This window comes from Citrobacter sp. Cs237, assembly GCF_030332325.1.
Taxonomy (GTDB): domain Bacteria; phylum Pseudomonadota; class Gammaproteobacteria; order Enterobacterales; family Enterobacteriaceae; genus Citrobacter_A; species Citrobacter_A sedlakii.
The window spans coordinates 1-26,638 of record NZ_JAOWIB010000093.1; the positions used below are offsets into that span (position 1 = coordinate 1).

Here is a 26,638-nt window from a genome sequence, read left to right on the forward strand (position 1 = left end):
ATGACAAAATTAACCTGTTTCAAAGCCTACGATATTCGCGGCAGACTGGGCGAAGAATTAAACGAAGATATTGCGTGGCGGATTGGCCGCGCCTACGGCGAATTTCTCAAACCGAAAACCATTGTACTCGGCGGCGACGTGCGTCTGACCAGTGAGGCGCTGAAGCTGGCGCTGGCGAAGGGGTTACAGGACGCGGGCGTCGATGTGCTGGATATTGGCCTTTCCGGCACCGAAGAGATCTATTTCGCCACCTTCCACCTCGGCGTTGACGGTGGCATTGAAGTCACCGCCAGCCATAACCCGATGGACTACAACGGCATGAAGCTGGTGCGTGAGGGCGCGCGCCCAATCAGCGGCGACACCGGCCTGCGCGACGTCCAGCGCCTGGCGGAAGCCAATGACTTTCCGCCGGTCAATATGGATAAGCGCGGCAGCTATAAACAGATCACCCTGCGCGACGCCTATATCGATCATCTGTTTGGCTACATCAACGTCAACAACCTCACCCCGCTGAAGCTGGTGATCAACTCGGGTAACGGCGCGGCGGGTCCGGTGGTGGACGCTATTGAAGCGCGCTTTAAGGCCCGGGGCGTACCGGTGGAGTTCATCAAGGTGCATAACACCCCGGACGGCAACTTCCCGAACGGTATTCCTAATCCGCTGCTGCCGGAATGTCGCGACGATACCCGCAATGCGGTGATTGAGCACGGCGCGGACATGGGGATTGCTTTTGACGGCGACTTTGATCGCTGCTTCCTGTTCGACGAAAAAGGGCAGTTTATTGAGGGCTACTACATCGTCGGCCTGCTGGCGGAAGCGTTCCTCGAAAAACACCCGGGCGCGAAGATCATCCACGACCCGCGCCTGTCCTGGAACACTGTCGACGTGGTGAAGGCCGCAGGCGGCACGCCGGTGATGTCGAAAACCGGTCATGCGTTCATCAAAGAGCGGATGCGTGCGGAAGATGCTATTTACGGCGGCGAAATGAGCGCCCACCACTACTTCCGTGATTTCGCCTACTGCGACAGCGGGATGATCCCGTGGCTGCTGGTGGCGGAGCTGGTATGCCTGAAAGGGCAGTCGCTGGGCGAGCTGGTCCGCGACCGGATGGCGGCGTTCCCGGCGAGCGGTGAAATTAATTGTAACGTAGAGAATCAAGAATATATAATACAAAAAGTTCTTAATGATTATATAGATTATGCCAAAGGTATCGATTATACGGATGGCATAAGTATTGAGTTTGAAGACTGGCGTTTTAATCTACGTAGTTCTAATACTGAACCAGTAATACGCTTAAATGTCGAAACGAATCAAAATATAGATTTGATGAAAGAAAAAACCTTTGAATTACTTGAAAAAATTAAAGGTTAAGGTTGGTTCAGTAAATGCCAAATATATTAATGTTTGGCATTTTTTTTCATGAAATATTTTTATCAGATATATGAGTAGATTGTATTCTTTCCTTAAACGTTTCCATGTATATATATTTCTCAGAAAATGATTACAACAACCGAACATCAAACTTCAATAAGAGGAATCGCAAAATATATTCCTTTGTATTTTTGCGTATTTTTATCTCTTGCATTATTATTATGTGAAAATATATTAGCTTATCAGGCATATGAGATCATTTTTGAAATAATGTCATCCTCATTGTCAGTTTTGTTAATTGTTATCATGGTGTATTTTTATTTTGCAAGAGCAAGGTTTTTGTCGCTACAGTTATTGTATGCGTATGCTTTCTCTCTAATAATTGGAATACCCGCAATTTATTTATTGATATTTAGAGAGCTAACTCATGGTTTTGAATTGGTTTGTTTATGGTGTATTCTGCTAAATGTAATATTATATTTTTCTTCCTTCTCCAGTAGGGTGGTCTCACAAGGAAAATCAGTTAATACACTCTTTACTTTTTTGTTTTATGTCGTTGGTTTTTGCCAATTATTTAAAACATTTCTTTACTTTAAATTTATTATCGGTTCTGGTTTAGGCCATTTGGCTATTTATACGGAAGGGGATGCCTTGATCGCACAAGTTCCATTCGTTATTCGGGCTATCAGTGGTTTTTCTTTAATTATGTCACTGGCAACATTTTATTTTAGGGCTCCGACTAGTTTGAGGTTGATAAGTTTTTTACTATTAGCTTCTGAGCTATTAATTGGTATAAGAAGTAAATTCTTTTTTTCTCTTATATGTATCATTGTGCTATCGTTATATTCTCTAAGGTATATTATAAAAAATAAATTTGTAAAAATATCCCGCATTCAAAATTTAGCTATCGGTTTTATACTATTTTCCTTAATTTCATATTTTAGAGAAGGCTATGAAATAAATTTCGTAAGTTATTTAATCATAGTTTTAGACTCTCTTTCGTCAACCTTGGCGGGTTTACAGGATGTATTTGTTTTGCCTGTGTCGCAAGGATGGGATAAGATAGACGCTAATATAATATTCACACAAATTTTCCCAATCAGTGGATTAGGCTTTATTAGTGACTCTCAAATATATAAGGAGTTTTCATTAATAGTACTCGGCGATATCTCCAGTGGTATAGCGCTCTCATCATCAGGAATATTAGAAGCTACTGTATTAAATATTAAATTTAGCTTTTTCATTTATCTCTGTTATCTACTATGTATGCTTGCATTTATCCAGAAGTGTTTAAATAGTTCACTGGTTATATTAAATTTTATTGCTATTGCAATGTTACCAGGGCTTTTTTATTCAATAAGAGGAGAACTGGTCTTACCGTTTGCTTATATAATTAAATCTTTTCCCATTATTCTGTTAGCTCCACTCCTAACTTCATGTAGTAATAAAGTAGGCAATAAGTAATGCTAAAAGAAATATTTAACGATGGCGTTTATGCTCTATTTAATAAAATCTGCTACTTTGGAGCAAAGACCCTTGCTATAATATTAATTACAGGTTCTCTTGGAACAGAAAAAGGGGGGCAATTCATATTTTTAATCGGCGTGGTCGAAATTTTAAGAGTAACATGTGACTTTGGAGTCGACATTTTCGTAATTAAAAAATATGGTGAGGTAACAAACAAGGAACAATTATTAATAACAGTTTTTTATCAAAAAATAGGGACAGGTCTTTTGTTTTCCTCATTGATGGCGGGATGTTGCTATGCAATGATGTACAATATAGAAATTTTTACCCCAATTTCAATGGCACTAATCTTTTCTTTATTATTTAACCTCTCGAATAGCTATTTCCAATCATTAAATGAAAATAAACAGTTAACACCATTTATTATTGTTGCATCTATAATAGTAATTTCGTTTTTTTGCATACTCTACTTAAATGGTGTTGAGTATAAACCTTATGGCTATTTGCTTGTAGAAAGCATGTTTTTTCTTTCAGTTTTTTTTGCACTATTTAGAAAAATAGGTTTTCATATTGCAAAAGGATTACGGGAATTTGAATTTAGGTCCGTAATAAAACTCTATAAAAATACTTACAGTATAGGTATTACTGCTTTTCTTGTAATAATTTATAGCAGATTGGATAATATCTACTTAAATATATATGACCCGCAAAACCTTGCTGTATATGGTCAGATGTTTCGGTTGGTCGATCCATTAGTTATGGTTTCTTCCGTGTTCTCAACTGTTGCATATGCAAAGTTTAGCAGATTTGATCTGAGGAAAAAAGAAGTTAACGTGAGACCATTTATAATAATGATGGCCGCTTATGTTGTAGTCAGTTCAATCGGCTATTATATCATGTTAAATACACTAGGGAAGATGTTTATATTGCCGACTGTATACTTTCAATATTTTGCATTGGGATTTTTATGTATAGCAGGTATAAAGTGCCTAAATGGTGCGTTAACTGCCTTATTGCAGTCGCAAGGTCTCTATAAAATAGGTATGTGTATATCATTGGTTTGCATTTGTTTAGCGATTCCCATAATGTATATTTTTATTAGATATCATCAAGCTCTGGGGGCTATATATTCAATTATTACCATTGAACTGGTAAGTTTTATATTGCTTAGCATAAGTGTATTTATGTTTTCAAATCGTATAATATTCAACAAGTAAAAAATATGAATAAAAGAAATGTTACAATTGATAACGCTCGGGGTATCAGCATACTTTCAATGGTAGGACTTCATAGTCATTTAAGCGATGGTTTTTATTACCCTTTAACACATGAGTTATTTGTAAGGTTTTTAATGCTTTTTTTAGTTCCATTTTTTTTCTTTATCTCAGGAACTTTTTATAATGAGAAAGAGCTTAAAGTTGTATTTAAAGATAAAATTTCTTCAATCATAAAACCTGTGTTTTTTACTGTATTACTGTATAATATGATATTTTGGGATGGTAAATGGTATAATCTTTATTCTGATGCCTATGGTATTTTCCAATTTCCACTTTATGCTCTTTGGTTCATGCCAACATTATTTGTTACAATTTTGTTAGGCTCGATTGTTGCTAAATCTGAGCAAAATAATTTCATATGGATGTCACTTTTATTGGTTCTGATAGCGTTGACATCATATAAGGATATTCTTCAAGTTTTATTTGATGACTCAAAATTTTTAATTAATTCCCGTTTACCCTTTACCGCTGAGTCTCTAATATTTACGATACCGCTATTTTTGCTTGGCTATTATCTAAAAGATTATGTGTTGAATTTTAAAATAAAAATAACATGCTTGCTCTTATATATTGTTGTGATCATTTTTTCTATATTTAAACTGAATGTAATAATAAATATAGGAATTTTTGTTTTTCATCCTTATATGATTTGTTTAATAACATCACTTTTTGCAATTTATATTTTATTATGTGTTTCGCAAATGTGCAAAAAATATCCACGCTTGTCATGGTTACTTGGTATATGTGGAAAAAATAGCCTCTATATAGCATTGTTTCATGGGCCACTTCTATTTCATATAGATAAAGCGTTGAACAAACTGGATATAAATCTAATGCCAATGTTCATCAAAGATTTAACGGTTTTTTCTCTTTCGGTATTTGTCTCATTGCTATTCAAAAGTCTGCTTGGGAAAAACACATTGACAAAATGGATGTTCGCAATAAGAGAAAAGTGATTTCGTAGCTAAAATTAATATTTGCATCACTGATGTATATGATATTATAAATATGATATCATATAAACCGCATAACTTGCGGTGACCACACCTGACAGGAGTATGTAATGTCCAAGCAACAGATCGGCGTCGTCGGTATGGCAGTGATGGGGCGCAACCTGGCGCTCAACATCGAGAGCCGTGGTTATACCGTCTCCGTTTTCAACCGCTCCCGTGAAAAGACCGAAGAAGTGATTGCCGAAAATCCTGGCAAAAAACTAGTGCCTTATTACACGGTGAAAGAGTTTGTTGAATCCCTTGATACGCCTCGTCGCATCCTGTTAATGGTGAAAGCTGGTGCGGGCACGGATGCAGCCATCGATTCGCTGAAACCTTATCTTGATAAGGGCGACATCATCATTGACGGCGGTAACACTTTCTTCCAGGATACCATTCGCCGTAACCGCGAACTGTCCGCAGAAGGGTTTAACTTTATCGGTACCGGTGTCTCCGGCGGTGAAGAGGGCGCGTTGAAAGGGCCATCTATCATGCCTGGCGGCCAGAAAGAAGCGTACGAACTGGTTGCCCCGATTCTGACGAAAATCGCTGCAGTAGCAGAAGATGGCGAACCTTGTGTGACCTATATCGGTGCTGACGGCGCAGGCCACTATGTGAAGATGGTCCATAACGGTATTGAATACGGCGATATGCAACTGATTGCTGAAGCCTACTCACTGCTGAAAGGTGGTCTGAATCTCAGCAATGAAGAGCTGGCCAGCACCTTTACGGAATGGAACAACGGCGAACTGAGCAGCTACCTGATCGACATCACCAAAGACATCTTCACCAAAAAAGATGAAGACGGTAAATACCTTGTTGATGTCATCCTGGATGAAGCGGCCAACAAAGGTACCGGTAAATGGACCAGCCAGAGCTCGCTGGATCTCGGCGAACCGCTGTCCTTGATCACCGAATCGGTCTTTGCGCGTTATATTTCTTCGCTAAAAGAGCAGCGCGTTGCTGCTTCAAAAGTATTAACGGGGCCGAAAGCGCAGCCGGCAGGGGATAAAGCGGAATTTATCGAGAAAGTGCGCCGCGCGCTGTACCTCGGTAAAATCGTTTCTTATGCTCAGGGCTTTTCACAACTGCGCGCTGCGTCTGATGAGTACAACTGGGATCTCAACTACGGTGAAATCGCGAAGATTTTCCGTGCGGGTTGCATCATTCGTGCGCAGTTCCTGCAGAAGATCACCGATGCCTACGCGCAAAATGCCGGTATCGCCAACCTGTTGCTGGATCCGTACTTTAAAAATATTGCGGATGAATACCAGCAGGCGCTGCGTGACGTCGTGGCTTACGCGGTGCAGAACGGTATTCCTGTACCTACGTTCTCTGCGGCAGTCGCCTACTATGACAGTTACCGTGCGGAAGTCCTGCCTGCTAACCTGATCCAGGCGCAGCGTGACTACTTTGGCGCACATACCTATAAGCGTACTGATAAAGAAGGCGTTTTCCACACCGAATGGTTGGATTAATTTCTTTTAGCTTACAAAGCCCGGTTTTTTTGCCGGGCTTTTTTTATCCGAATTCTTATTGCTTTATTTCTGTTGCTTCATATTAACTTAATAATATTGCTTTAGTCTGATAAAGAAAATCTTAATTGTGTCAGGCTTCGTTGACACTCTATTCGTTCGGACGCTAAAACAATAATAACGCGTCAGGACTTTAACAAGTCATGACATCATTATGAGTTAATTCTGAGAGCATGAAATGAAAATCACCATTTCCGGTACCGGGTATGTTGGCCTGTCTAACAGTCTGCTTATCGCACAGCATCATGATGTTATTGCGTTAGACATCGTCCCTTCCCGGGTAGAAATGTTAAATGATCGGATATCTCCGATTGTCGATAAAGAAATACAGCAATTTTTGCAGTCTGAAAAAATTAACTTCAAGGCGACATTAGATAAAAACGAAGCCTATAAAAACGCAGATTACGTTATCATCGCCACGCCGACAGATTACGATCCTAAAACGAACTACTTCAACACCACCAGCGTTGAATCTGTCATTCAGGATGTTCTTAAAATCAATCCCGATGCGGTAATGGTTATAAAATCTACCGTTCCGGTAGGCTTTACCGCCTCGATGAGCAATAAGTTCAACACCAAAAATATTATTTTCTCACCGGAATTCCTGCGAGAAGGGAAGGCGCTTTATGACAACCTGCATCCTTCCCGAATCGTTATCGGCGAGCGTTCCGAACGGGCCGAGCGCTTTGCAACGCTTCTTCAGGAAGGCGCCGTTAAGCAAGATATCCCGACCTTGTTCACCGACTCCACGGAAGCGGAAGCGATCAAGCTTTTTGCCAATACCTATCTGGCCATGCGGGTTGCGTATTTTAATGAACTGGATAGCTATGCCGAAAGTCTGGGACTGAACACGCGTCAGATCATCGAAGGCGTATGTCTGGATCCGCGAATTGGTAATCACTATAACAACCCGTCGTTTGGCTATGGTGGCTACTGTCTGCCAAAAGATACCAAGCAGCTCCTGGCGAACTACCAGTCCGTTCCCAACAATATCATCTCCGCGATTGTCGATGCTAACAGAACGAGAAAGGACTTTATCGCCGACGCTATTTTGGCCAGAAAGCCAAAAGTCGTGGGCATCTATCGCTTGATCATGAAAAGCGGGTCGGACAACTTCCGCGCCTCTTCCATCCAGGGGATCATGAAGCGCATTAAAGCGAAAGGGGTGGAAGTGGTCATTTATGAACCGGTGATGAAAGAGAACACCTTTTTTAATTCGCGCATTGAACGCGATTTAACCCGGTTTAAGCAGCAAACGGATGTCATTATCTCTAACCGTATGGCTGAAGAATTAAAGGATGTGGTAGAAAAAGTCTACACCCGCGATCTGTTTGGCAGTGATTAAATGATTTTTAAACAGGGAAAGGAATCCCTCATAAAGCCTCGTAAAATTACTTTTTTTATCAAATTTCTTATAGCATCCCGGCATTTTATCGTTACACTGTACCACCATAAGTCTTTTCCTATTCAGGGTATTGATATAAGTGGAAAATAACAACCTCACCGGTCGCAATAACGAACCGGAACAGATTGATTTAATTGATTTAGTTGTGCAGTTATGGCGCGGTAAGGTCACTATCTTTGCTTGTGTCATTATCGCCATCTTACTGGCTGTCGGTTATCTGGCCGTGGCGAAAGAGAAATGGACGTCGACTGCCATCATCACCCAACCTGATGCGGGCCAGTTAGCGACCTATTCCAATGCGATGAACGTGCTGTATGGCGGCAACGCCCCACAGATCAACGATCTGCAAGCCAATATGATTGGTCGTTTTAATTCGGCATTTTCTGCTTTATCTGAAACGCTCGACAATCAGGATGAACCCGAAAAGCTCACCATTGACGCCTCTGTGAAAGGTCAGCCGTTACCGCTGAAAGTGACGTATCAGGCGCCGACTGCGGAAGATGCGCAGAAAACGCTGGCGAAGTATATTCAGCAGGTGGATGAAACCATCTCCAAAGAAGTCAATGCGGACCTGGCGAAAAGCATCACTACCCGCACTTCAGACTTTGAACAATCGCTCGACGCGCAGGAAAAAGTCGCCCTGGAGCAAAAAGCGTTGCGTATCGCGCAGATAAGCCAGGCGCTGTCCGTCGCCAAAGAAGCGAACATCAAATTGCCGCAGGTTCAGCAGGCCGATCAGGTTTCGCAGGATACGATGTTTATGCTGGGCAGCGACGCGCTTTCCTCAATGGTGCAGAACGAAGCGACCCGACCGTTAGCCCTTTCGGATGGTTACTACCAGACGCGCCAGAATCTGCTGGCGGTGAAAGCGCTGAAAATCGAACCGGACAGTGTTCACGCCTATCGCTATGTGATGAAACCGACGCTGCCGATTCGCCGCGACAGCCCGAAAAAAGCCATCACCCTGGTGCTGGCGGTGCTGCTGGGCGGTATGATTGGCGCGGGTGTGGTGCTTGGACGGAACGCGCTGCGTAACTATAAGCCGAAAGCGCAGTAAACGTGATTTTGCCGGAGGGGGGCAACTTCTCAGGCCAGTAAATACAAAACCGGGCTTTGCGCCCGGTTTTTTTACATATTAAGATTACTGATGACGCTTACGCAGGTTTTCGATCACCGTCGTCAGGTCCAGTTCCTGATCCTGCAACAGCACCAGCAGGTGGTACATCAGATCAGAAGCCTCGTTGGTCAACTCATCGCGGTCATGCACCGTGGCGGCAAGCGCCGTTTCAACGCCTTCTTCGCCGACTTTCTGCGCAATACGCTTAGTGCCGCTGGCGTACAGTTTTGCCGTGTAGGAACTGGCCGGATCGGCAGTTTTACGCCCGGCTAACAGTTGTTCAAGTTGATACAGGAACAGCCACTGGTGGCTGGCTTCGCCAAAGCAACTGCTGGTGCCTTTATGGCAGGTTGGGCCAATCGGGTTAACCAGCGCCAACAGGGTATCGTTGTCGCAGTCAGGCGCGATGCTCACCACCTTCAGAAAGTGGCCGGAGGTTTCACCTTTGGTCCACAGCCGCTGTTTCGTACGTGAATAAAAGGTCACGTTGCCGGTCTCAAGGGTTTTATCCAGTGCTTGCGGGTTCATATAGCCCAGCATCAACACTTCGCCGGATACCGCGTGCTGTACGACCACCGGCATAAGTCCGTTGGTTTTTTCCCAGTCCAGCTTACGGCGCTGTTGCTCTGTTAACATATCCTGATCTCCACGCCCTGTGTTGCCAGGTACGTTTTTAACTCACCAATATTGATAATTTGTTTATGAAAGACCGAGGCGGCCAGCGCCCCGTCGACGTCCGCGTCACGGAAGGCCTCAAGGAAGTGCTCCATGGTGCCGGCGCCGCCGGAGGCAATCAGCGGGACATGACAGACGTCGCGCACTTTTTTCAGCTGCTCGAGGTCGTAGCCGTTACGTACACCGTCCTGGTTCATCATATTCAGGACGATTTCACCGGCGCCGCGTCTTTGCACCTCCCGCACCCAATCCAGCGTTTCCCACTGGGTAACGCGGGTACGGCTTTCATCGCCGGTATACTGATTCACGTGATATTTACCGGTTTCAGCGTCGTACCAGGTATCAATGCCGACCACGGTGCACTGTACGCCAAAACGATCCGCCAGGCGGGTAATCAGCGTCGGGTCCGCCAGCGCAGGGGAGTTGATGGATATTTTGTCTGCGCCAAAGGAGAGGATCTGCGCGGCGTCTTCCGCCGATTTAATTCCACCCGCCACGCAAAAAGGAATGTCGATCACTTCCGCGACGCGTGTCACCCAGCTCTTGTCGACAACGCGTCCGTCGCTGGAGGCTGTGATATCATAGAACACCAGTTCGTCGGCGCCTTCGTCCGCATAACGCTTCGCCAGCGGTACAATGTCGCCGATGATTTCATGGTTGCGGAACTGCACGCCTTTCACCACCTGGCCATCACGAACGTCGAGGCACGGGATTATGCGTTTTGCCAGCATTGGATAGCCTCCTTCACGGTAAATTTCCCTTCCAGCAGCGCGCGTCCAACAATCACGCCGCTGACACCGGTGCCGCGCAGGGCGGCCACGTCTTCAATGCCGCCAATTCCGCCAGAGGACTGAAACGCCACCTGCGGATATTTTGCGCACACTTCACGGTATAACGAGACGTTAGACCCTGCCAGCGTGCCGTCACGAGAAATATCGGTGCACAGCACGTGCTTCAGGCCGACGGGCAGATAAGTTTCAACCAGCTCTTCCAGCGAAACGCCGGAATCTTCCTGCCAGCCGCTGACCGCCACCTGCTTATTGCCTGCGCCATCAATACGCACGTCGAGCGCCAGCACCAGCGCGTCCGCGCCAAAGCGCTCAAACCAGCCTTTCACCACCTCCGGTGACTTCACTGCCGTTGAGCCGACCACTACGCGGGCAACCCCCGCCGCCAGCAGGGCGGCAACGTCTTCTTCGCTGCGCACGCCGCCGCCAACCTGGACGGGAACGTTAACGCCCGCCACCAGCGTTTTGATCAGCGGGATCTGGCGTTTTGCCGGATCTTTCGCCCCGGTTAAGTCAACCAGGTGAAGTACCTCCGCGCCCTGCGCCGCGTAATCCTGCAAACGTGGTAACGGATCGTTGCCATAGTCGCGCTGTTTTGCGTAGTCGCCCTGGTGGAGACGTACCACGGTGCCGCCGATTAAATCTAATGCCGGAATAATCATCACATCTCCAGGAAGTTTTTCAGTAACTGCGCGCCTGCGGCACCCGAACGCTCAGGGTGAAATTGTACGCCGTAGAAGTTGTCTTTTTGCACCGCGGCGGTAAACGGTTCGCCGTAATTGCACTGTGCGATAGTCCACGGGTTCACCGGCATGGCATAGCTGTGCACGAAGTAAAAGTACGCGCCGTCCTCAATCCCCTGGAACAGCCGGTTTCCGGCCTGCGGATAAACCCTATTCCAGCCCATATGCGGCAGCGGCAGTCCGAAATCGGTCATTTTCGGCACGTCCTGCTCAATAATTCCCAGCAGATCCACGCCCTGTGTCTCGTCGCTGCGACGTCCCAGAATTTGCATCCCCAGGCATATGCCCAGCACCGGTTGCGTACAGGCTTTGATCAGATCGATAAGTTCGCGCTCGCGCAGCTGGTCCATCGCCGCCTGCGCTGTGCCGACGCCGGGCAAAAACAGTTTGTCCGCCATCAGTACCACGTCCGGGTCGCGGCTGACCTGCGGGTTGTATCCATGCCGCGCCACGGCAGATTTCACCGAATGGAGGTTGGCGCAGCCGGTATCCAGAATCACTACGTTCATCACAACACTCCTTTGGAGGAGGGGAGCGTATCACCTTCCACGCGGATAGCCTGGCGCAGCGTGCGGCCAAAGGCTTTAAACAGGCTTTCCACACGATGATGGTCGTTTTTGCCCTTGGTTTTCAGGTGCAACGTCACGCCCATGGTGTAAGAGAGCGAGCGGAAGAAGTGTTCAATCATCTCGGTGCTCAGATCCCCCACGCGCTGATAAGCGAATTCAGCTTTATATTCCAGGTGCGGACGCCCGGAAATATCCAGCGCGCAGCGTGCCAGGCATTCATCCATCGGCAGGACAAAACCAAAACGGCAGATCCCGCGCTTGTCGCCGAGCGCCAGCTTTAATGCTTCGCCCAACGCCAGGCCGGTGTCTTCAACGGTGTGGTGATCGTCAATATAGAGATCGCCCTTGACCATTATCTCCATGCGAAAACCACCGTGGGTGGCGATCTGGTCCAGCATGTGGTCGAAAAAGCCGACGCCGGTGTTGATTTTGCTGTCGCCTTCACGATCCAGCCACACCTTCACATCAATCTGCGTTTCTTTGGTCTTACGTTCCACGTGGGCGTAACGGTCGCGTTTCGTCAACTGCTCACCGATCATGGCCCAGTTCAGGGTTTCCCGGTTGTAGCGTAAGCCGCGAATGCCCATGTTGTCGGCAAGCTGAAGATCGGTTTCCCGGTCGCCGATAACATAGCTGTTGGCGCTGTCCATTGCCTGACTGGCAAGATAACGCTCAACCAGCCGGGTTTTCGGCTTCCGGCAGTCGCACGCGTCGGCGGGCAGATGCGGACAAATCAGCACTTCGTCAAACTGCACGCCCTGCGAGGTGAAAATCTGCATCATCAGGTTATGTGGACCCTCGAAGTCGGCCTGAGGGAAACTCTGGGTTCCCAGACCGTCCTGGTTGGTGATCATCACCAGCGTATAGCCCGCTTTTTGCAGTTTCAGCAGGACCGGCACCACCTCTGGCTCAAAGGCCAGTTTGTCGAAGCGATCCACCTGAAAATCGCTGGGCGGTTCGGTGATCAGGGTTCCGTCACGATCGATAAAGAGATACTTCTGGCTCATACTTGCTCCGCACGTAAAGCGTCAATGACGCGCTGGCTTTCTTCCCGTGTTCCAACCGTAATGCGCAGACAGCCGCTTAATGAAGGTTGTTTGTTCTGGTCTCGTAAGATAATGCCCTGATCCCACAAAGATTTAAATACGCGGCTGGAGGCCGTAAAACGCGCGAGAATATAGTTGGTTTGCGAATCGAACACCTGCTCCACGCAGGCGATATCGCGCAGGGCATTAATCAGATACTGACGCTCCAGCAGAATCTGCGCCACGCGCTCGCGCATCGCGTTTATTCCCTGCGGACTAAGCGCCTGAGCGGCAATGTCGGCGACCGGCGTTGAAAGCGGGTACGGGGCGATCACTTTCAACAGCAGGTTGATGACCTCTTCATTGGCCAGCGTAAAGCCGCAGCGCAGCCCGGCCAGCGCGAACGCTTTCGACAGGGTGCGCAGAATGACAAGGTGAGGGTACTCAGACAGCCAGCCTGCCAGCGTCGCCTGCGGGCAAAACTCAATATAGGCTTCGTCGGCGACGACAATCGCTTTGCCACGCGTCAGTTCCAGCAGCGTGCGCAAGTCCTGCGGATGGATCAACTGGCCGGTCGGATTATTTGGGCTGCACACGTAAACCACTTTAACACCGTCGAGCTTGTCCGAAATGCCCTGCATATCCAGCTGCCAGTCGGCAAGCGATGGTACGGTACGGCATTCGACGCCGATTGTCTCCGCGCTGACGCTATACATGCCGTAGGTCGGCGGACAGTAGAGGATCGCGTCTTTACCCGGCTCGCAGAAGGCGCGGATTAACAGTTCAATGCCTTCGTCCGCCCCGCGGCTAACCAGCACCTGTTCTGGCTTAACGCCCGCGTACTGGGCGTAGTGTTCAATCACCGCTTTGGGCTGGCATTCCGGATAGCGGTTGAGCGTTTGCTGCGTCAGTTGAAACTCGACTGCCGTCGGGAATTCGTTGGCATTTAACCAGACATCACCGTTGCCACCCAGGCGACGGGCAGACTGATACGGCGTAAGATTGCGGACATTATCACGGGCTAACTCGCTGACGCTAAAAAGGTTTTCAGTGCTCATGCTTGCTCCTTAAGGGCGTTGACGCGCAGGTTGACGGCATTTTTATGAGCGGTCAGGCGTTCTGCCGCCGCCAGCGTTTCGATGGTGGACGCCAGAGCGGAAAAGCCCGCTTTCGACAGCTCCTGCACCGTCATACGCTTCTGAAAATCCGCCAGTCCAAGGCTGGAACAGGTCGCGGTATAACCGTAGGTTGGCAGCACGTGATTGGTGCCGGAAGCGTAATCCCCGGCTGACTCCGGCGACCAGTCGCCAAGGAAAACCGAACCGGCGCTGGTGATATCATCCACCAGATCGCGGGCGTTACGTGTCTGCACGATAAGGTGCTCCGGACCATACTGATTCGAAATCTCGACACACTGGGCCAGATCGCGGGTGACAATCAGGCGGCTGGCGCTGAGCGCCTGGCGTGCGGTTTCCGCGCGCGGCAGTTCCGCCAACTGGCGTTCTACCGCGTCGGCAACGCGTCTGGCGATGTCTGCGTCCGGGGTCAGTAAAATCACCTGTGAATCCGGGCCGTGTTCCGCCTGCGAAAGCAGGTCGGAGGCGACAAAATCCGGCGTTGCGCCGCTATCGGCAATCACCAGCACTTCAGACGGACCGGCAGGCATATCGATCGCCGCGCCGTCCAGACGCTGGCTGACCTGCCGCTTCGCTTCCGTGACAAACGCATTACCCGGACCGAAAATTTTATCCACCTTCGGCACCGACTCGCTGCCAAACGCCAGCGCGGCAATGGCCTGCGCGCCGCCGACGTTGAATATTTCCTGCACCCCACACAATTGCGCCGCATACAGAATTTCGTCGGCGATCGGCGGCGGCGAGCAGAGCACCACTTTTTTGCAGCCCGCAATGCGCGCCGGCGTTGCCAGCATCAGTACGGTTGAAAACAGCGGCGCGGACCCGCCCGGAATATATAAGCCGACTGAGGCGACCGGGCGCGTGACCTGCTGGCAACGTACGCCGGGTTGGGTTTCCACATCCACGGTCTGCAGTTGCTGCGCAGTGTGGAACGTCTCAATATTTTTCACCGCGACTGCCATCGCCTGTTTTAAATCGTCGCCCAGGCGGGCGCCAGCAGCGGCAATTTCATCAGCGGACACGTTCAGCGCGCCAACGTCGGTTTTATCAAATTTCGCGCTGTATTCACGCAGGGCAGCGTCGCCGCGCGCCTTTACGTTATCCAGGATCTCGCTCACGGTGCGGGTAATACTGTCCGACGCGGAGATCGCCGGGCGCATCAGTAAGTTGCGCTGTTCTTCAACGCTGCATGCGTTCCAGTCAATGATTGTGCTAAAGCTCATGGCCATCACTCCATCATCTTCTCAATCGGCAGCACCAGGATCGAACTGGCGCCAAGCGCTTTCAGTTTTTCCATGGTTTCCCAGAACAGCGTTTCGCTGCTGACCATGTGCATAGCCACGCGCTGCTGGTCGCCCGCCAGCGGCAGAATCGTTGGGCGCTCTGCGCCTGGCAGCAGGGCGATCACTTCTTCCAGGCGTTCGCTTGGCGCGTGCATCATGATGTATTTTGATTCGCGTGCCTGAATCACGCCCTGAATACGGGTGAGCAGCTTGTCGATTAGCTGCTGTTTGGCGTCGGCCATGTCGCCGTCGCGTTGGATCAGGCAGGCTTTTGAGCGGTAAATGACTTCCACTTCGCGCAGTCCGTTAGCTTCCAGCGTGGCGCCGGTAGAGACCAGGTCGCAAATGGCATCGGCGAGGCCCGCGCGCGGCGCGACTTCCACAGAACCGTTTAACAGACAGGATTTAAAGGAGACGCCTTTCTGGTCGAGATAACGCTTCAGCAGGTGCGGGTAAGAGGTGGCGATGCGTTTACCATCGAGAGCGGCCGGGCCGTCCCAGGCTTCGTCAACCGGGGTCGCCAGGGAAAGGCGGCAGCCGCCAAAGTCGAGGCGACGGAGGGTAAAGTAACGCGGATCCTCACCCTGAGCGCGGCGGTTGAGCAGTTCCTCTTCCAGCACGTTCTCGCCAATAATGCCAAGATCGACCACGCCATCCATCACCAGACCCGGGATATCGTCGTCACGCACGCGCAGAATATCGATCGGCATATTCTCGGCCATCGCAATCAGACGCTGGGTGTGTAAGTTAATTTTAATGCCGCAGCGTGCCAGCAGTTCGCGTGAATCATCACTCAAACGGCCTGATTTCTGAATAGCTATGCGTAAACGGGTGTTATCTAACATTCTTATTTCCTCTTTATCCTGTCTGAACCGGTCTGAAACGCGCGCCAAAAAAAAGCCCCCGGAAGATGATCTTCCGGGGGCTTTCTCATGCGTTCATGCACCACTGGAAGATCTGAATGTCTCCCAGCACACATCGCCTGAAAGACTAGTCAGGATGATGGTGATGATGGTGGTGTTTAAATTGAACGCGTGTCATAAAATTCTCGATGAATGCTTATTCATTTGATGTCTTTTAACCTAAACCACTTTGGCGTGATAAAGCAAGCGCTTTTTTACATTCCTATTTATAGTATGAATTGTCAGTCTGAATACGCAGGCGTAGCCTTATATAAATAGTGCCGGAGTCAGGAGAAAACGGATGAAAAAGGTCGCAATTGTCGGTTTAGGATGGTTGGGCATGCCGCTGGCAATGTCGCTGACGGCCAGAGGCTGGCAGGTGAAGGGGAGCAAAACCACCCTGGATGGGGTGGAAGCGGCCAGAATGAGCGGTATTGAAGGGTATCCACTGCGTCTGGAGCCCGAGCTGGTCTGCGAGGCGGACGATCTGGAGGCGTTGATGGACGTCGACGCGCTGGTGATCACGTTACCGGCTCGTCGTAGCGGTCCTGGAGAAGAATTCTATTTACAGGCAATGCAGGAACTGGTGGACAGCGCGCTGGCCTGGCGCATTCCGCGCATTATCTTTACCAGTTCGACCTCGGTGTATGGCGATACATCGGGCACGGTGAAAGAAAACACGCCGCGTCATCCGGTCACAGCCAGCGGGCGAGTATTGAAGGAGCTGGAGGACTGGCTGCATCATCTGCCGGGCACCTCAGTGGATATTCTGCGCCTGGCGGGGCTGGTCGGACCCGGGCGGCATCCGGGGCGTTTCTTCGCCGGAAAAACCGCGCCAAATGGCGAACACGGCGTCAATCTCGTCCATCTTGAAGATGTCATTGCCGCCATCACGCTTCTGCTTCAGGCGCCGAAAGGGGGGCACATCTATAATATCTGTGCCCCCGTCCACCCTGCGCGAAAAGTGTTTTATCCGCAAATGGCGCGACTGCTGGGCACCGAGCCGCCGCAATTCCTGGACTCGCCGGACAACGGTAAAGGCAAAATTATTGACGGTAGCCGGATCTGCAATGAGCTAGGATTTGAATATCAGTATCCCGACCCGCTGCTGATGCCGATGGAGTAATGCATATCGCCAGCGGTCTTTTGCCATCCATCGCAAGGGGGCGTGTATGAAACCACTGCTGGACGTGCTGATCATTCTTGATGCGCTGGAAAAAGAGGGCAGTTTTGCCGCAGCGTCGGCGCGGTTATATAAGACGCCGTCGGCGCTCAGCTATACTGTTCACCGCCTCGAAAGCGACCTGAATATTCAGATCCTCGATCGCAGCGGCCATCGCGCCCGCTTCACCCGCACCGGGCAGATGTTGCTGGAAAAAGGGCGTGAAGTGCTGCATACCGTGCGGGAGCTGGAAAAACAGGCGGTGAAACTGCACGAAGGCTGGGAAAATGAGCTGATCATTGGCGTTGACGACACTTTTCCGTTTTCCCTGCTCGCCCCGCTGATCGAGTTATTTTATCAACATCACAGCGTCACGCGGCTGAAATTTGTTAACGGGGTGCTGGGCGGCTCGTGGGATGCGCTGACCCAGGGACGGGCGGATATTATTGTCGGCGCCATGCATCAACCGCCGTCATCCAGCGAATTTGGCTATACGCGTCTTGGCGATCTGGAACACGTTTTCGCGGTTGCGCCTCATCATCCGCTTTCGGAAGAAAGCGAACCGTTGAGCCGCGGCACCATCAGACGCCACCGGGCGATTGTGGTCGGTGACGGCGCACACCCCGCCTGTTCAACGGCAACGCAGCTACTGGACGATCAGGACGCGATAACCGTCTTCGATTTTAAAACCAAACTGGAACTGCAAATCAGCGGACTGGGTTGCGGTTATCTGCCGCGCTATCTGGCCCAGCGATTCCTTGAAAGCGGCGCGCTCATCGAAAAGAAAGTGGACGCGCAGGTACTGTCTGAACCCGTGTGGGTTGGCTGGAATGTGCGCACCGCCGGGCTGGCCAGCGCCTGGTGGCGGGACGAGATTTTAGCAAATAGTGCTATCGCTGGTGTTTACACAAGCGGCGAGTCCAGCAAATCAAGCAGTTAAGAAAAAATTTTTTATGACAAGGCTCTCATTCTCTTGTCATTTCGCCTCAATTTAAGGCACAATGCGCCGCTTGCAAAAAATGACATTAACCGACGTTTTACTACGCGTCGGTTATTTTTTTGCATCAAACCAATCATTCATACCAAGAGGCCGGGCTTCGTACCGGATAGATATTTACTAAAAACCGACAGTTGTTGTCGCTGAGGAATCCAGAAAATGGGGCAATTTTTTGCTTACGCGACGGCATTCGCCGTAAAGGGGAATGACCATGTCGCATAACGTTACTCCAAACACCTCTCGCGTGGAATTACGTAAAACCCTTACGTTGATTCCGGTTGTAATGATGGGTCTTGCCTATATGCAGCCGATGACGCTGTTCGATACATTCGGTATCGTTTCGGGCCTCACTGACGGTCACGTGGCAACGGCGTATGCCTTTGCGCTGGTCGCGATTCTTTTTACAGCGTTGAGCTACGGTAAACTGGTTCGCCGTTTCCCGTCCGCTGGCTCGGCGTACACCTATGCCCAGAAATCCATTAGCCCGACCGTTGGCTTTATGGTGGGTTGGTCATCTCTGCTGGACTACCTGTTCATGCCGATGATCAACATCCTGTTGGCAAAAATCTATTTCGAAGCGCTGGTGCCGTCAGTACCGTCATGGATCTTTGTTGTCGCGCTGGTGGCCTTTATGACCATCTCTAACCTGCGCAGCATCAAAACGGTAGCGAACTTCAATACCCTGATCGTGATCCTGCAGATGGGCATCGTGGCGGTGATTGTCGGCCTGATTATCTACGGTGTTTCCCACGGTGAAGGCGCGGGTACGCTGGTAAGCTCACGTCCGTTCTGGTCTGAAGGCGCGCACGTGGTGCCGATGATCACTGGCGCGACCATCCTGTGCTTCTCGTTCCTCGGCTTTGACGGCATCTCTTCGCTGTCTGAAGAGACCAAAGACGCAGAGCGCGTGATCCCGAAGGCGATCTTCCTGACCGCGCTGATTGGCGGCCTGATCTTCATCGGCGCCTCTTACTTCCTGCAGCTGTACTTCCCGGATATCTCCCGCTTCAAGGATCCGGATGCGTCTCAGCCGGAAATCATGCTGTACGTGGCGGGTAAAACCTTCCAGTGGGGCGTGCTGATCTTCTCCAGCGTAACCGTACTGGCCTCCGGTATGGCGGCGCACGCGGGCGTGTCTCGTCTGATGTACGTCATGGGCCGTGACGGCGTGTTCCCGACGCGCTTCTTTGGCTACGTACACCCGAAATGGCGTACTCCGGCATGGAACGTGCTGCTGGTCGGCGCCATCGCGCTGCTGGCGATCAATTTTGACCTGGTGACGGCGACGGCGCTGATTAACTTCGGCGCGCTGGTGGCGTTTACCTTTGTGAACCTGTCTGTGATTTCACAGTTCTGGATCCGCGAAAAACGTAACAAGACGCTGAAAGACCACTTCAATTACCTGATTCTGCCGACCTGCGGCGCGCTGACCGTGGGCGCTCTGTGGATTAACCTGGAAGAAAGCTCAATGGTTCTGGGGCTGATCTGGGCCGGCATTGGTCTGGTGTATCTGGCTTGCGTGACCAAAAGCTTCCGCAATCCGGTTCCGCAGTACGAAGATATCGCTTAATCGCATAATCCAATCAAACCGGAGACCTGTTCTCCGGTTTTTTTATGCCTGCGTTTTATTCCCTGTCTGGCTTAATAACCTTTCGTTCTAATTTAGAGAATTTGGTTATTGGTTATGAACAACCGCGTCATGAATAATTTCCTGACAAATGTTCTTCAGGCTAATTAATTTATGCTTTCAATGATAATAAGCGGACTGTTCTGCGGTGCGCTGCTGGGTTTTGTCATGCAGCGCGGACGGTTCTGTCTGACCGGCGGATTCCGCGATATGTACATCGCAAAAAACAACCGTATGTTTTATGCCTTGTTGATTGCGATCTGCGTTCAGAGCGTGGGCGTGTTTACGCTGATCCAGACCGGGGTTGTCAGCTATGACGCGGGGACGTTTCCGTGGCTCGGCACCGTGGTGGGCGGCTACATTTTTGGCATTGGTATTGTCTATGCGGGCGGTTGCGCCACCGGTACATGGTATCGCGCGGGCGAGGGGTTGATCGGCAGCTGGATTGCGCTGTTTACCTATATGGTAATGAGTGCGGTAATGCGTTCACCGCACGCCAGCGGAATTAACCAGACGCTGAAAACCTACAGCACTGAACACAATTCGATTGCCGACACGCTCAACCTTTCCGTCTGGCCGCTGATTGCCTTATTGCTGGTGCTGACGCTGTGGGTGGTGGCGAAAGAGCTGAAAAAGCCGAAGCTGAAGGTAGCGACGCTACCGCCGCGCCGTCGCGGGTTGGCGCACATTCTGTTTGAAAAGCGTTGGCATCCGTTTGTCACCGCAGTCCTTATCGGCCTGATCGCGCTGCTGGCATGGCCGCTGAGCGAAGCGACCGGCAGGATGTTTGGCCTGGGCATTACCTCGCCGACCGCCAATATTTTGCAATTCCTGGTGGCAGGCGACAGCAAATTCCTTAACTGGGGCGTGTTCCTGGTGCTCGGTATCTTTTTTGGCTCGTTTATTGCCGCAAAAGCCAGCCGGGAATTTCGCGTACGCGCTGCCGATGCGCCAACCACGCTACGCAGCGGGTTTGGCGGGATCCTGATGGGCGTTGGCGCCAGCATCGCCGGAGGATGCTCGATCGGTAACGGCCTGGTGATGACGGCTATGATGACCTGGCAGGGCTGGATTGGTCTGGCCTTTATGATCCTTGGAGTGTGGACCGCATCCTGGATAGTGTATGTACGACCGCAGCGTAAAGCCCGACTGGCGACCGCTGAGGCGAATTAAACGTAAGGATAAATGATGGCGATTAAAAAACTGGACGTGGTAACGCAGGTTTGCCCGTTCCCCCTGATTGAAGCAAAAGCAGCGCTGGCGGAAATGGCGAGCGGCGACGAACTGGTAATCGAGTTTGACTGCACCCAGGCCACGGAAGCCATCCCGCAGTGGGCGGCGGAAGAGGGGCATACTATTACCGATTACCAACAGGTTGGCGATGCCGCCTGGAGCATCACCGTACAGAAAGCGTGACCCATGCTTCCCTCTGCGTTCGCGCAGAGGGAAACCTTCAGACGATCTCTTGCGCGTACTGCCACAACGACTTCAGTAACGCCTGCTTCTCACTGTCATTCGCATATTCCTGATACAGCATCTGTAACTCTTCGGCATAGCATTGCAAAAATTCCGGCGTAAAGACCTGGCGACGATGATCAAGCCAGCGTTGCTGCTCCGCTTCATCCAGCGTGCCGGGGAAATTGCGCGCGCGGTAATTAAACAGTAGCTTCTCAATACGCGGGTCGACAAAGGTGATGTCCAGCGCAGGTAAATTTTGTGGGTCCGTTTCCAGCACAATCTTCATGGCCGCGCGATCGGCATCGCTGAAGAAGCCATTGTACAACTGGGCGTCGACGTTATCGGAAACTGCGAACGGTTCCGCTTCGGCAAAAATAGCCACCACTTTGTCACGCACCTGCGGGTTGTCGCGCAGCACTTTCAGGTTATCGAGGCAGTGCTGACGATTAATCCCTAACCGGTCGGCATCTTCCGGACGCAGCGTATTCGCCTGCGCCAGCACCGGACATTTATTGATATGCACCAGTTTCACCGGCACGGCGGCGTTATCGCCGAGATCGGCTTTGGCGGTGTACAGCCGCTCACGAAGGGCGTCGCTGTCGAGTTCGAGGAGCGGTGAAATATCCCCCGCCAGATCCACCATAATCACCGCGTTGCGGTTCTCGGGATGCCATGCCAGCGGCGCGACCCAACTGGTGTTGCCGCGCCATGCGCCAAACATACCAGAGACATGCACCAGTGGTTTCATTTGCGGCACATCGATCAGCGCCGCCAGCTTGTGCTTGCTGCGGTGCGTGTAGAGGTAGTCAAACAATCGCGGCTGCCGCGCCTTCACTAACTGCGCCATCGCTATCGTCGCATACACGTCCGCCATGGCGTCGTGGGCGTTGCTGTGCTCAATCCCGTTCGCTTTTGTCAGGTGTTCCAGGCGAAAGCTGGGAAGCCCTTCCTCGTTTTCCGGCCAGACGATCCCTTCCGGGCGCAGGGCGTAACAGGCGCGCATCACGTCCAGCAAATCCCAGCGCGAATTATCATGCTGCCAGCTCCAGGCGTAGGGATCGTAGAAATTGCGGTACAGGACGTTACGCGTTACTTCGTCGTCGAAGCGCACGTTGTTATAGCCAATAATGCAAGTTTTTGGCACGGTGAACAGCGCGTGGATGCGGGCGGCAAACGCCGCCTCGTTTTCGCCTTTCTCCCGCGCTTCCTGTGGCGTAATACCCGTAACCATCACGGCCCCTGGCTGCGGCAGATAGTCGTCTGCAGGCTTGCAGTAAAACACCTCAGGTTCGCCGATAACGTTAAACTCGCTGTCTGTGCGAAGAGCGGCAAATTGCGCGGGTCTGTCGAGCGCCGGATGCGTGCCGAAGGTTTCGTAGTCGTGAAAGAGAAAGGTGGGTTGCTGCTGACCGTCATTCATAAAAAAGTGTATTCCGTGGCTGAAAGTTGCGCGCTGCCTGAACGCAACAGAGTAGCAAAATTCGGCGGGGCGATCAGCCAGAGCTGTTGTCAGGAGGCGAATAAAATGGCGTGAGGTAAAAATGCGGACCCCGCCTGAGTGGAAAAACGTGTCTTACGTCACATTTTCTTGCAATTAATCCCTGTTCGTTTATCAGATTTTCCGTAAAAAGGACGGCTCTTTTGTCACACCTGAGGATATGCTGTTGAAACGCCGTCTGTTTATTGCCGCTTCGTTACTCGCTACGCACCTTTCTACCGCGCTTGCGTCAAGCACTGTCGACTTCGCGCCGCAGCCACCTGCGGTAGAGGCCGCTTCATGGGTGCTGATGGACTACACCACCGGGCAAATCCTTACCGCCGGAAATGAACATCAGCAGCGCAACCCGGCGAGTCTGACCAAGCTGATGACCGGCTACGTGGTTGACCGGGCCATCGACAGCAAGCGCATTTCTCCTGACGACATGGTTACGGTTGGGCGCGACGCATGGGCCAAAGATAACCCGGTGTTTGTCGGCTCTTCGCTAATGTTTCTCAAACAAGGTGAACGCGTCTCGGTGCGCGATCTCAGCCGTGGTTTGATTGTTGATTCCGGTAATGACGCCTGCGTTGCGCTGGCGGACTATGTGGCCGGCGGGCAGCCGCAGTTCGTGGCGATGATGAACAGCTATGTCAGGAAGCTGCATTTGCAGGACACCCATTTCGAGACGGTTCACGGCCTGGATGCGCCGGGACAACACAGCTCCGCGTACGATCTGGCCGTGCTTTCACGGGCGATCATTCACGGCGAACCTGAGTTTTATCACATGTACAGCGAGAAAAGCCTGACCTGGAACGGCATCACCCAGTACAACCGCAACGGTCTGCTGTGGGATAAATCGCTGAACGTCGACGGCCTGAAAACCGGACATACTTCTGGCGCGGGCTTTAACCTGATTGCTTCCGCGGTGGATGGCAAGCGGCGTCTTATTGCGGTCATTATGGGGGCAGAAAGCCCGAAGGGCCGGGAGGAACAGGCGCGTAAACTGCTGCATTGGGGACAGCAGAATTTCGATACGGTGCAGATCCTGCGCAGCGGTAAGCAAGTAGGCGCTGAGCGGATCTGGTATGGCGATAAAGAGAAGATTGCGCTGGGCACCGAGCAGGATTTCTGGATGGCCTTACCAAAAGCGGAAATTCCGCACATCAAAGCGAAATATGTGTTGGATAAAGCAGAGCTTGAAGCGCCGCTCGCCGCCCATCAGCGGGTCGGGGAAATCGAGCTGTATGATCGCGACAAGCTGATTGCCCACTGGCCTTTGGTGACGCTGGAAGCGGTTGACAAGGGCGGCCTGTTCTCGCGACTGAGCGACTACTTCCACCATAAAGCCTGACAGGAGACTGGCAGGAGTTCGCCTCTGCTCACATAATAATCACAAATAACTTGTGGCTGTTATTTCGACTTCGTTACACTGTATATAAATACAGTGTAACAATGGAGGCAACATGAACTACGAGATCAGACAAGTCGATAAGCGAACCGTAGCGGGTTTCCACCTGGTGGGACCCTGGGAACAAACGGTGAAGCAGGGCTTTGAGCAACTGATGATGTGGGTGGACGGCAAACAGATCGTAACGGATGAATGGATCGCCGTGTATTTTGACAATCCGGACGACGTTCCCGCAGAGAAACTGCGCTGCAGTACGGTGGTGTCCGTCCCGACCGATTTCGTTATCCCGGAAAACAGCGAAGGCGTTACGCTGAGCGAAATCGAGGGCGGGCAGTACGCTACGGCGGTTGCCCGCGTAACGGACACGGATTTCGCCACGCCGTGGTATCAGTTCTTCAATAGTTTGTTGCAGGACAAAGCGTATGAGATGGCCTGCAAACCGTGCTTTGAAGTCTATCTTAACGATGGCTGCAAAGACGGCTACTGGGACATTGAGATGTATATCGCCGTACAACCTGTCGTCAAATAAGCGCGAAAACCTGGCGGACTGGCGCTAAGTGAGACTACGCTTAGCGAGATGTCCTGTCCGCTACGGTGAAATTTTCAGTGTAAAAGCAGGTACAATCCGTTTATTGTTTTTCTGACGGAGTGCATGAGTGCGTGCCGACAAGTCGCTGAGTCCCTTCGAAATCCGCCTGTATCGCCATTACCGTGTCGTGCATGGCATCCGTATTGCGCTGGCCTTTATCCTGACCTTTCTCCTCGTCCGGTTGTTTAACATTCCGGAAGGCACCTGGCCTTTGATCACGCTGGTGGTGATCATGGGGCCGATCTCCTTTTGGGGAAACGTGGTTCCCCGCGCCTTCGAGCGAATCGGCGGCACAATTCTTGGTTCGGTACTCGGGCTGGTGGCGCTGCGTCTTGAGCTGTTTTCCTTACCGCTGATGCTGTTATGGTGCGCAGCGGCGATGTTTCTCTGCGGCTGGCTGGCGCTGGGGAAAAAACCGTATCAGGCGCTGTTGATCGGCATTACGCTTGCCGTGGTGGTTGGCGCGCCAGCCGGGGATATGGAGACCGCGCTGTGGCGCGGCGGCGATGTCATTCTCGGCTCGCTTCTGGCGATGTTGTTTACCGGCATCTGGCCGCAGCGGGCCTTCATTCACTGGCGTATCCAGTTGGCGCATTGCGTGACAGCATACAACCGGGTTTATCAGGCGGCGCTGTCGCCCAATCTGCTGGAACGGCCGAGGCTGGAGAAGCACCTGCAACAGCTACTGAGCGATGTGGTGAAAATGCGCGGGCTTATCACGCCAGCCAGCAAAGAGACGCGTATTCAGAAATCGATTTTCGAAGCCATTCAGACCGTGAATCGCAATCTGGTCTGCATGCTGGAGCTGCAAATCAACGCCCTGTGGGCAACGCGCGCGAGCCACTTTGTGATGCTCAACGCCCACACGTTGCGGGAAACTCAGCAGATGACGCAGCAGGCGCTGCTGACCATCACCCACGCGCTGTTTGAAGGGAACCCGCAGCCGATCCTTACCAATACCGAAAAACTGAATGATACCGTTAATGAACTGCGGACGCTTATCCGCCAGCATGATGAGCGCAATGTAGCGGAAACGCCGATCCACGGTTATGTGTGGTTGAGTCTGGAAACCGCACGCCAGCTGGAGCTGCTTTCACATCTTATCTGCCGGGCGCTGCGCAAATAATCAGCAGATGAGGAGAATGAACCGGGTGCTGCTTCGATTCAGCAACGAATAAGGGTATGATGAAAACAAGGACGTCGCCATTGTCATTTATGGCTACGAAAAGTAATGTAAGCCCTATAGTTTAAACGAATCCGAATCTCACATTATCAGGGGTGTAAAAATGGAAACTACCAAGCCATCTTTCCAGGACGTGCTGGAATTTGTCCGTCTGTTCCGTCGCAAAAATAAACTGCAACGTGAAATCCAGGACGTTGAGAAAAAGATCCGTGACAACCAGAAACGCGTTCTGCTGTTGGACAACCTGAGCGACTACATCAAGCCAGGTATGAGCGTTGAAGCCATTCAGGGCATCATCGCCAGCATGAAAAGCGACTATGAAGATCGCGTTGATGACTACATCATCAAAAATGCTGAAATCTCTAAAGAGCGTCGCGATATTTCTAAAAAGCTGAAAGCGATGGGCGAACTCAAAAACGGCGAAGCGAAAGCAGAGTAACGTCTTGACG

27 protein-coding genes and 1 other annotated feature are annotated in these 26,638 nt (G+C 51.0%); of the genes, 17 read left to right on the top strand and 10 right to left on the bottom strand.

What is annotated here, in order from left to right; all coding sequences use genetic code 11:
* The 7 genes from cpsG (at position 1) to wzzB (ending at position 9,104) form a co-directional block, all read left to right on the top strand.
* On the top strand, positions 1-1,371 hold the full coding sequence (cpsG, locus tag OGY07_RS04260) for a colanic acid biosynthesis phosphomannomutase CpsG (RefSeq protein WP_286598900.1): 1,371 nt from the start codon (positions 1-3) through the stop codon (positions 1,369-1,371).
* A gap of 126 nt (positions 1,372-1,497) precedes the next feature.
* The gene (locus tag OGY07_RS04265; RefSeq protein ID WP_286598902.1) at positions 1,498-2,835 is read left to right on the top strand and encodes an oligosaccharide repeat unit polymerase; all 1,338 of its coding nucleotides are present in this window, start codon (positions 1,498-1,500) and stop codon (positions 2,833-2,835) included.
* Entirely contained in the window at positions 2,835-4,055 is a 1,221-nt protein-coding gene (locus OGY07_RS04270) for a lipopolysaccharide biosynthesis protein (protein ID WP_286598905.1), read from the top strand. Before OGY07_RS04265 ends, OGY07_RS04270 begins: the two co-directional genes overlap by 1 nt.
* A gap of 5 nt (positions 4,056-4,060) precedes the next feature.
* Positions 4,061-5,071, top strand: coding sequence for an acyltransferase family protein (locus OGY07_RS04275; RefSeq protein ID WP_286598907.1), 1,011 nt, complete (start codon positions 4,061-4,063; stop codon positions 5,069-5,071).
* Positions 5,072-5,178: 107 nt separating this feature from the next.
* Complete coding sequence (gnd, locus tag OGY07_RS04280; RefSeq protein ID WP_286598909.1) at positions 5,179-6,585, top strand: NADP-dependent phosphogluconate dehydrogenase; 1,407 nt, start codon at positions 5,179-5,181, stop codon at positions 6,583-6,585.
* A 235-nt stretch (positions 6,586-6,820) separates the two neighbouring features.
* Entirely contained in the window at positions 6,821-7,987 is a 1,167-nt protein-coding gene (gene ugd / locus OGY07_RS04285; protein WP_286598911.1) for a UDP-glucose 6-dehydrogenase, read from the top strand.
* Between the two features lie 139 nt (positions 7,988-8,126).
* A complete protein-coding gene (gene wzzB, locus OGY07_RS04290; protein ID WP_286598913.1) occupies positions 8,127-9,104 on the top strand; it encodes an LPS O-antigen chain length determinant protein WzzB in 978 nt (325 codons plus the stop codon).
* A gap of 84 nt (positions 9,105-9,188) precedes the next feature.
* Here wzzB and hisIE read toward each other — a convergent pair whose 3' ends face one another.
* The 9 genes from hisIE to hisL all read right to left on the bottom strand — a co-directional run bounded on the left by hisIE (position 9,189) and on the right by hisL (position 16,424).
* Entirely contained in the window at positions 9,189-9,800 is a 612-nt protein-coding gene (gene hisIE / locus OGY07_RS04295; protein ID WP_286598915.1) for a bifunctional phosphoribosyl-AMP cyclohydrolase/phosphoribosyl-ATP diphosphatase HisIE, read from the bottom strand.
* Positions 9,794-10,570, bottom strand: coding sequence for an imidazole glycerol phosphate synthase subunit HisF (hisF, locus tag OGY07_RS04300; RefSeq protein ID WP_286598917.1), 777 nt, complete (start codon positions 10,568-10,570; stop codon positions 9,794-9,796). The genes hisIE and hisF overlap by 7 nt, the downstream gene beginning before the upstream one ends.
* Entirely contained in the window at positions 10,552-11,289 is a 738-nt protein-coding gene (gene hisA, locus OGY07_RS04305) for a 1-(5-phosphoribosyl)-5-[(5-phosphoribosylamino)methylideneamino]imidazole-4-carboxamide isomerase (protein WP_286598918.1), read from the bottom strand. The genes hisF and hisA overlap by 19 nt, the downstream gene beginning before the upstream one ends.
* Positions 11,289-11,879, bottom strand: coding sequence for an imidazole glycerol phosphate synthase subunit HisH (hisH, locus tag OGY07_RS04310; RefSeq protein WP_060569819.1), 591 nt, complete (start codon positions 11,877-11,879; stop codon positions 11,289-11,291). The genes hisA and hisH overlap by 1 nt, the downstream gene beginning before the upstream one ends.
* Positions 11,879-12,946, bottom strand: a complete 1,068-nt coding sequence (gene hisB, locus OGY07_RS04315; protein ID WP_060569820.1) for a bifunctional histidinol-phosphatase/imidazoleglycerol-phosphate dehydratase HisB — start codon at positions 12,944-12,946, stop codon at positions 11,879-11,881. Before hisB ends, hisH begins: the two co-directional genes overlap by 1 nt.
* Positions 12,943-14,022 carry a histidinol-phosphate transaminase gene (gene hisC / locus OGY07_RS04320; protein WP_286598927.1) on the bottom strand — a complete coding sequence of 360 codons (1,080 nt, stop codon included), beginning with the start codon at positions 14,020-14,022 and terminating at the stop codon, positions 12,943-12,945. The genes hisB and hisC overlap by 4 nt, the downstream gene beginning before the upstream one ends.
* A complete protein-coding gene (hisD, locus tag OGY07_RS04325) occupies positions 14,019-15,323 on the bottom strand; it encodes a histidinol dehydrogenase (protein ID WP_286598929.1) in 1,305 nt (434 codons plus the stop codon). The genes hisC and hisD overlap by 4 nt, the downstream gene beginning before the upstream one ends.
* 5 nt (positions 15,324-15,328) lie before the next feature.
* Positions 15,329-16,228, bottom strand: coding sequence for an ATP phosphoribosyltransferase (gene hisG / locus OGY07_RS04330; protein WP_042284232.1), 900 nt, complete (start codon positions 16,226-16,228; stop codon positions 15,329-15,331).
* A 46-nt stretch (positions 16,229-16,274) separates the two neighbouring features.
* Positions 16,275-16,398, bottom strand: a sequence feature (His leader region).
* Positions 16,374-16,424 carry a his operon leader peptide gene (gene hisL / locus OGY07_RS04335; protein WP_001364200.1) on the bottom strand — a complete coding sequence of 17 codons (51 nt, stop codon included), beginning with the start codon at positions 16,422-16,424 and terminating at the stop codon, positions 16,374-16,376. (Overlaps the previous feature by 25 nt.)
* A gap of 162 nt (positions 16,425-16,586) precedes the next feature.
* On the opposite strand from hisL, the gene OGY07_RS04340 reads away from it, so the two are divergent.
* The 6 genes from OGY07_RS04340 to tsuB all read left to right on the top strand — a co-directional run bounded on the left by OGY07_RS04340 (position 16,587) and on the right by tsuB (position 21,487).
* Positions 16,587-17,411 carry an SDR family oxidoreductase gene (locus tag OGY07_RS04340; RefSeq protein ID WP_042284230.1) on the top strand — a complete coding sequence of 275 codons (825 nt, stop codon included), beginning with the start codon at positions 16,587-16,589 and terminating at the stop codon, positions 17,409-17,411.
* A gap of 46 nt (positions 17,412-17,457) precedes the next feature.
* Positions 17,458-18,387 carry a LysR substrate-binding domain-containing protein gene (locus tag OGY07_RS04345; RefSeq protein ID WP_199956738.1) on the top strand — a complete coding sequence of 310 codons (930 nt, stop codon included), beginning with the start codon at positions 17,458-17,460 and terminating at the stop codon, positions 18,385-18,387.
* A 216-nt stretch (positions 18,388-18,603) separates the two neighbouring features.
* Positions 18,604-18,666, top strand: a complete 63-nt coding sequence (gene yoeI, locus OGY07_RS04350) for a membrane protein YoeI (protein ID WP_099433339.1) — start codon at positions 18,604-18,606, stop codon at positions 18,664-18,666.
* The gene (locus OGY07_RS04355; RefSeq protein ID WP_042284225.1) at positions 18,656-20,014 is read left to right on the top strand and encodes an APC family permease; all 1,359 of its coding nucleotides are present in this window, start codon (positions 18,656-18,658) and stop codon (positions 20,012-20,014) included. The genes yoeI and OGY07_RS04355 overlap by 11 nt, the downstream gene beginning before the upstream one ends.
* Before the next feature lie 171 nt (positions 20,015-20,185).
* On the top strand, positions 20,186-21,244 hold the full coding sequence (tsuA, locus tag OGY07_RS04360) for a thiosulfate utilization transporter TsuA/YeeE (RefSeq protein WP_286598935.1): 1,059 nt from the start codon (positions 20,186-20,188) through the stop codon (positions 21,242-21,244).
* A 15-nt stretch (positions 21,245-21,259) separates the two neighbouring features.
* Positions 21,260-21,487: a thiosulfate utilization sulfurtransferase TsuB/YeeD gene (tsuB, locus tag OGY07_RS04365; RefSeq protein ID WP_042284219.1), complete on the top strand. Its 228-nt coding sequence runs from the start codon at positions 21,260-21,262 to the stop codon at positions 21,485-21,487.
* A gap of 37 nt (positions 21,488-21,524) precedes the next feature.
* On the opposite strand, the gene sbcB is transcribed toward tsuB, so the two are convergent.
* A complete protein-coding gene (sbcB, locus tag OGY07_RS04370) occupies positions 21,525-22,949 on the bottom strand; it encodes an exodeoxyribonuclease I (RefSeq protein ID WP_286598937.1) in 1,425 nt (474 codons plus the stop codon).
* 238 nt (positions 22,950-23,187) lie between these two features.
* Between sbcB and dacD the strand changes: the two genes are divergently transcribed.
* The 4 genes from dacD (at position 23,188) to OGY07_RS04390 (ending at position 26,628) form a co-directional block, all read left to right on the top strand.
* Entirely contained in the window at positions 23,188-24,360 is a 1,173-nt protein-coding gene (gene dacD, locus OGY07_RS04375; protein WP_269677506.1) for a serine-type D-Ala-D-Ala carboxypeptidase DacD, read from the top strand.
* Between the two features lie 112 nt (positions 24,361-24,472).
* Positions 24,473-24,946 carry a DNA gyrase inhibitor SbmC gene (sbmC, locus tag OGY07_RS04380; protein ID WP_286598941.1) on the top strand — a complete coding sequence of 158 codons (474 nt, stop codon included), beginning with the start codon at positions 24,473-24,475 and terminating at the stop codon, positions 24,944-24,946.
* Between the two features lie 127 nt (positions 24,947-25,073).
* On the top strand, positions 25,074-26,132 hold the full coding sequence (locus tag OGY07_RS04385; RefSeq protein ID WP_286598943.1) for an FUSC family protein: 1,059 nt from the start codon (positions 25,074-25,076) through the stop codon (positions 26,130-26,132).
* 160 nt (positions 26,133-26,292) lie between these two features.
* Positions 26,293-26,628, top strand: coding sequence for a DUF496 family protein (locus tag OGY07_RS04390; RefSeq protein WP_032939582.1), 336 nt, complete (start codon positions 26,293-26,295; stop codon positions 26,626-26,628).
* Positions 26,629-26,638 lie beyond the last annotated feature (10 nt).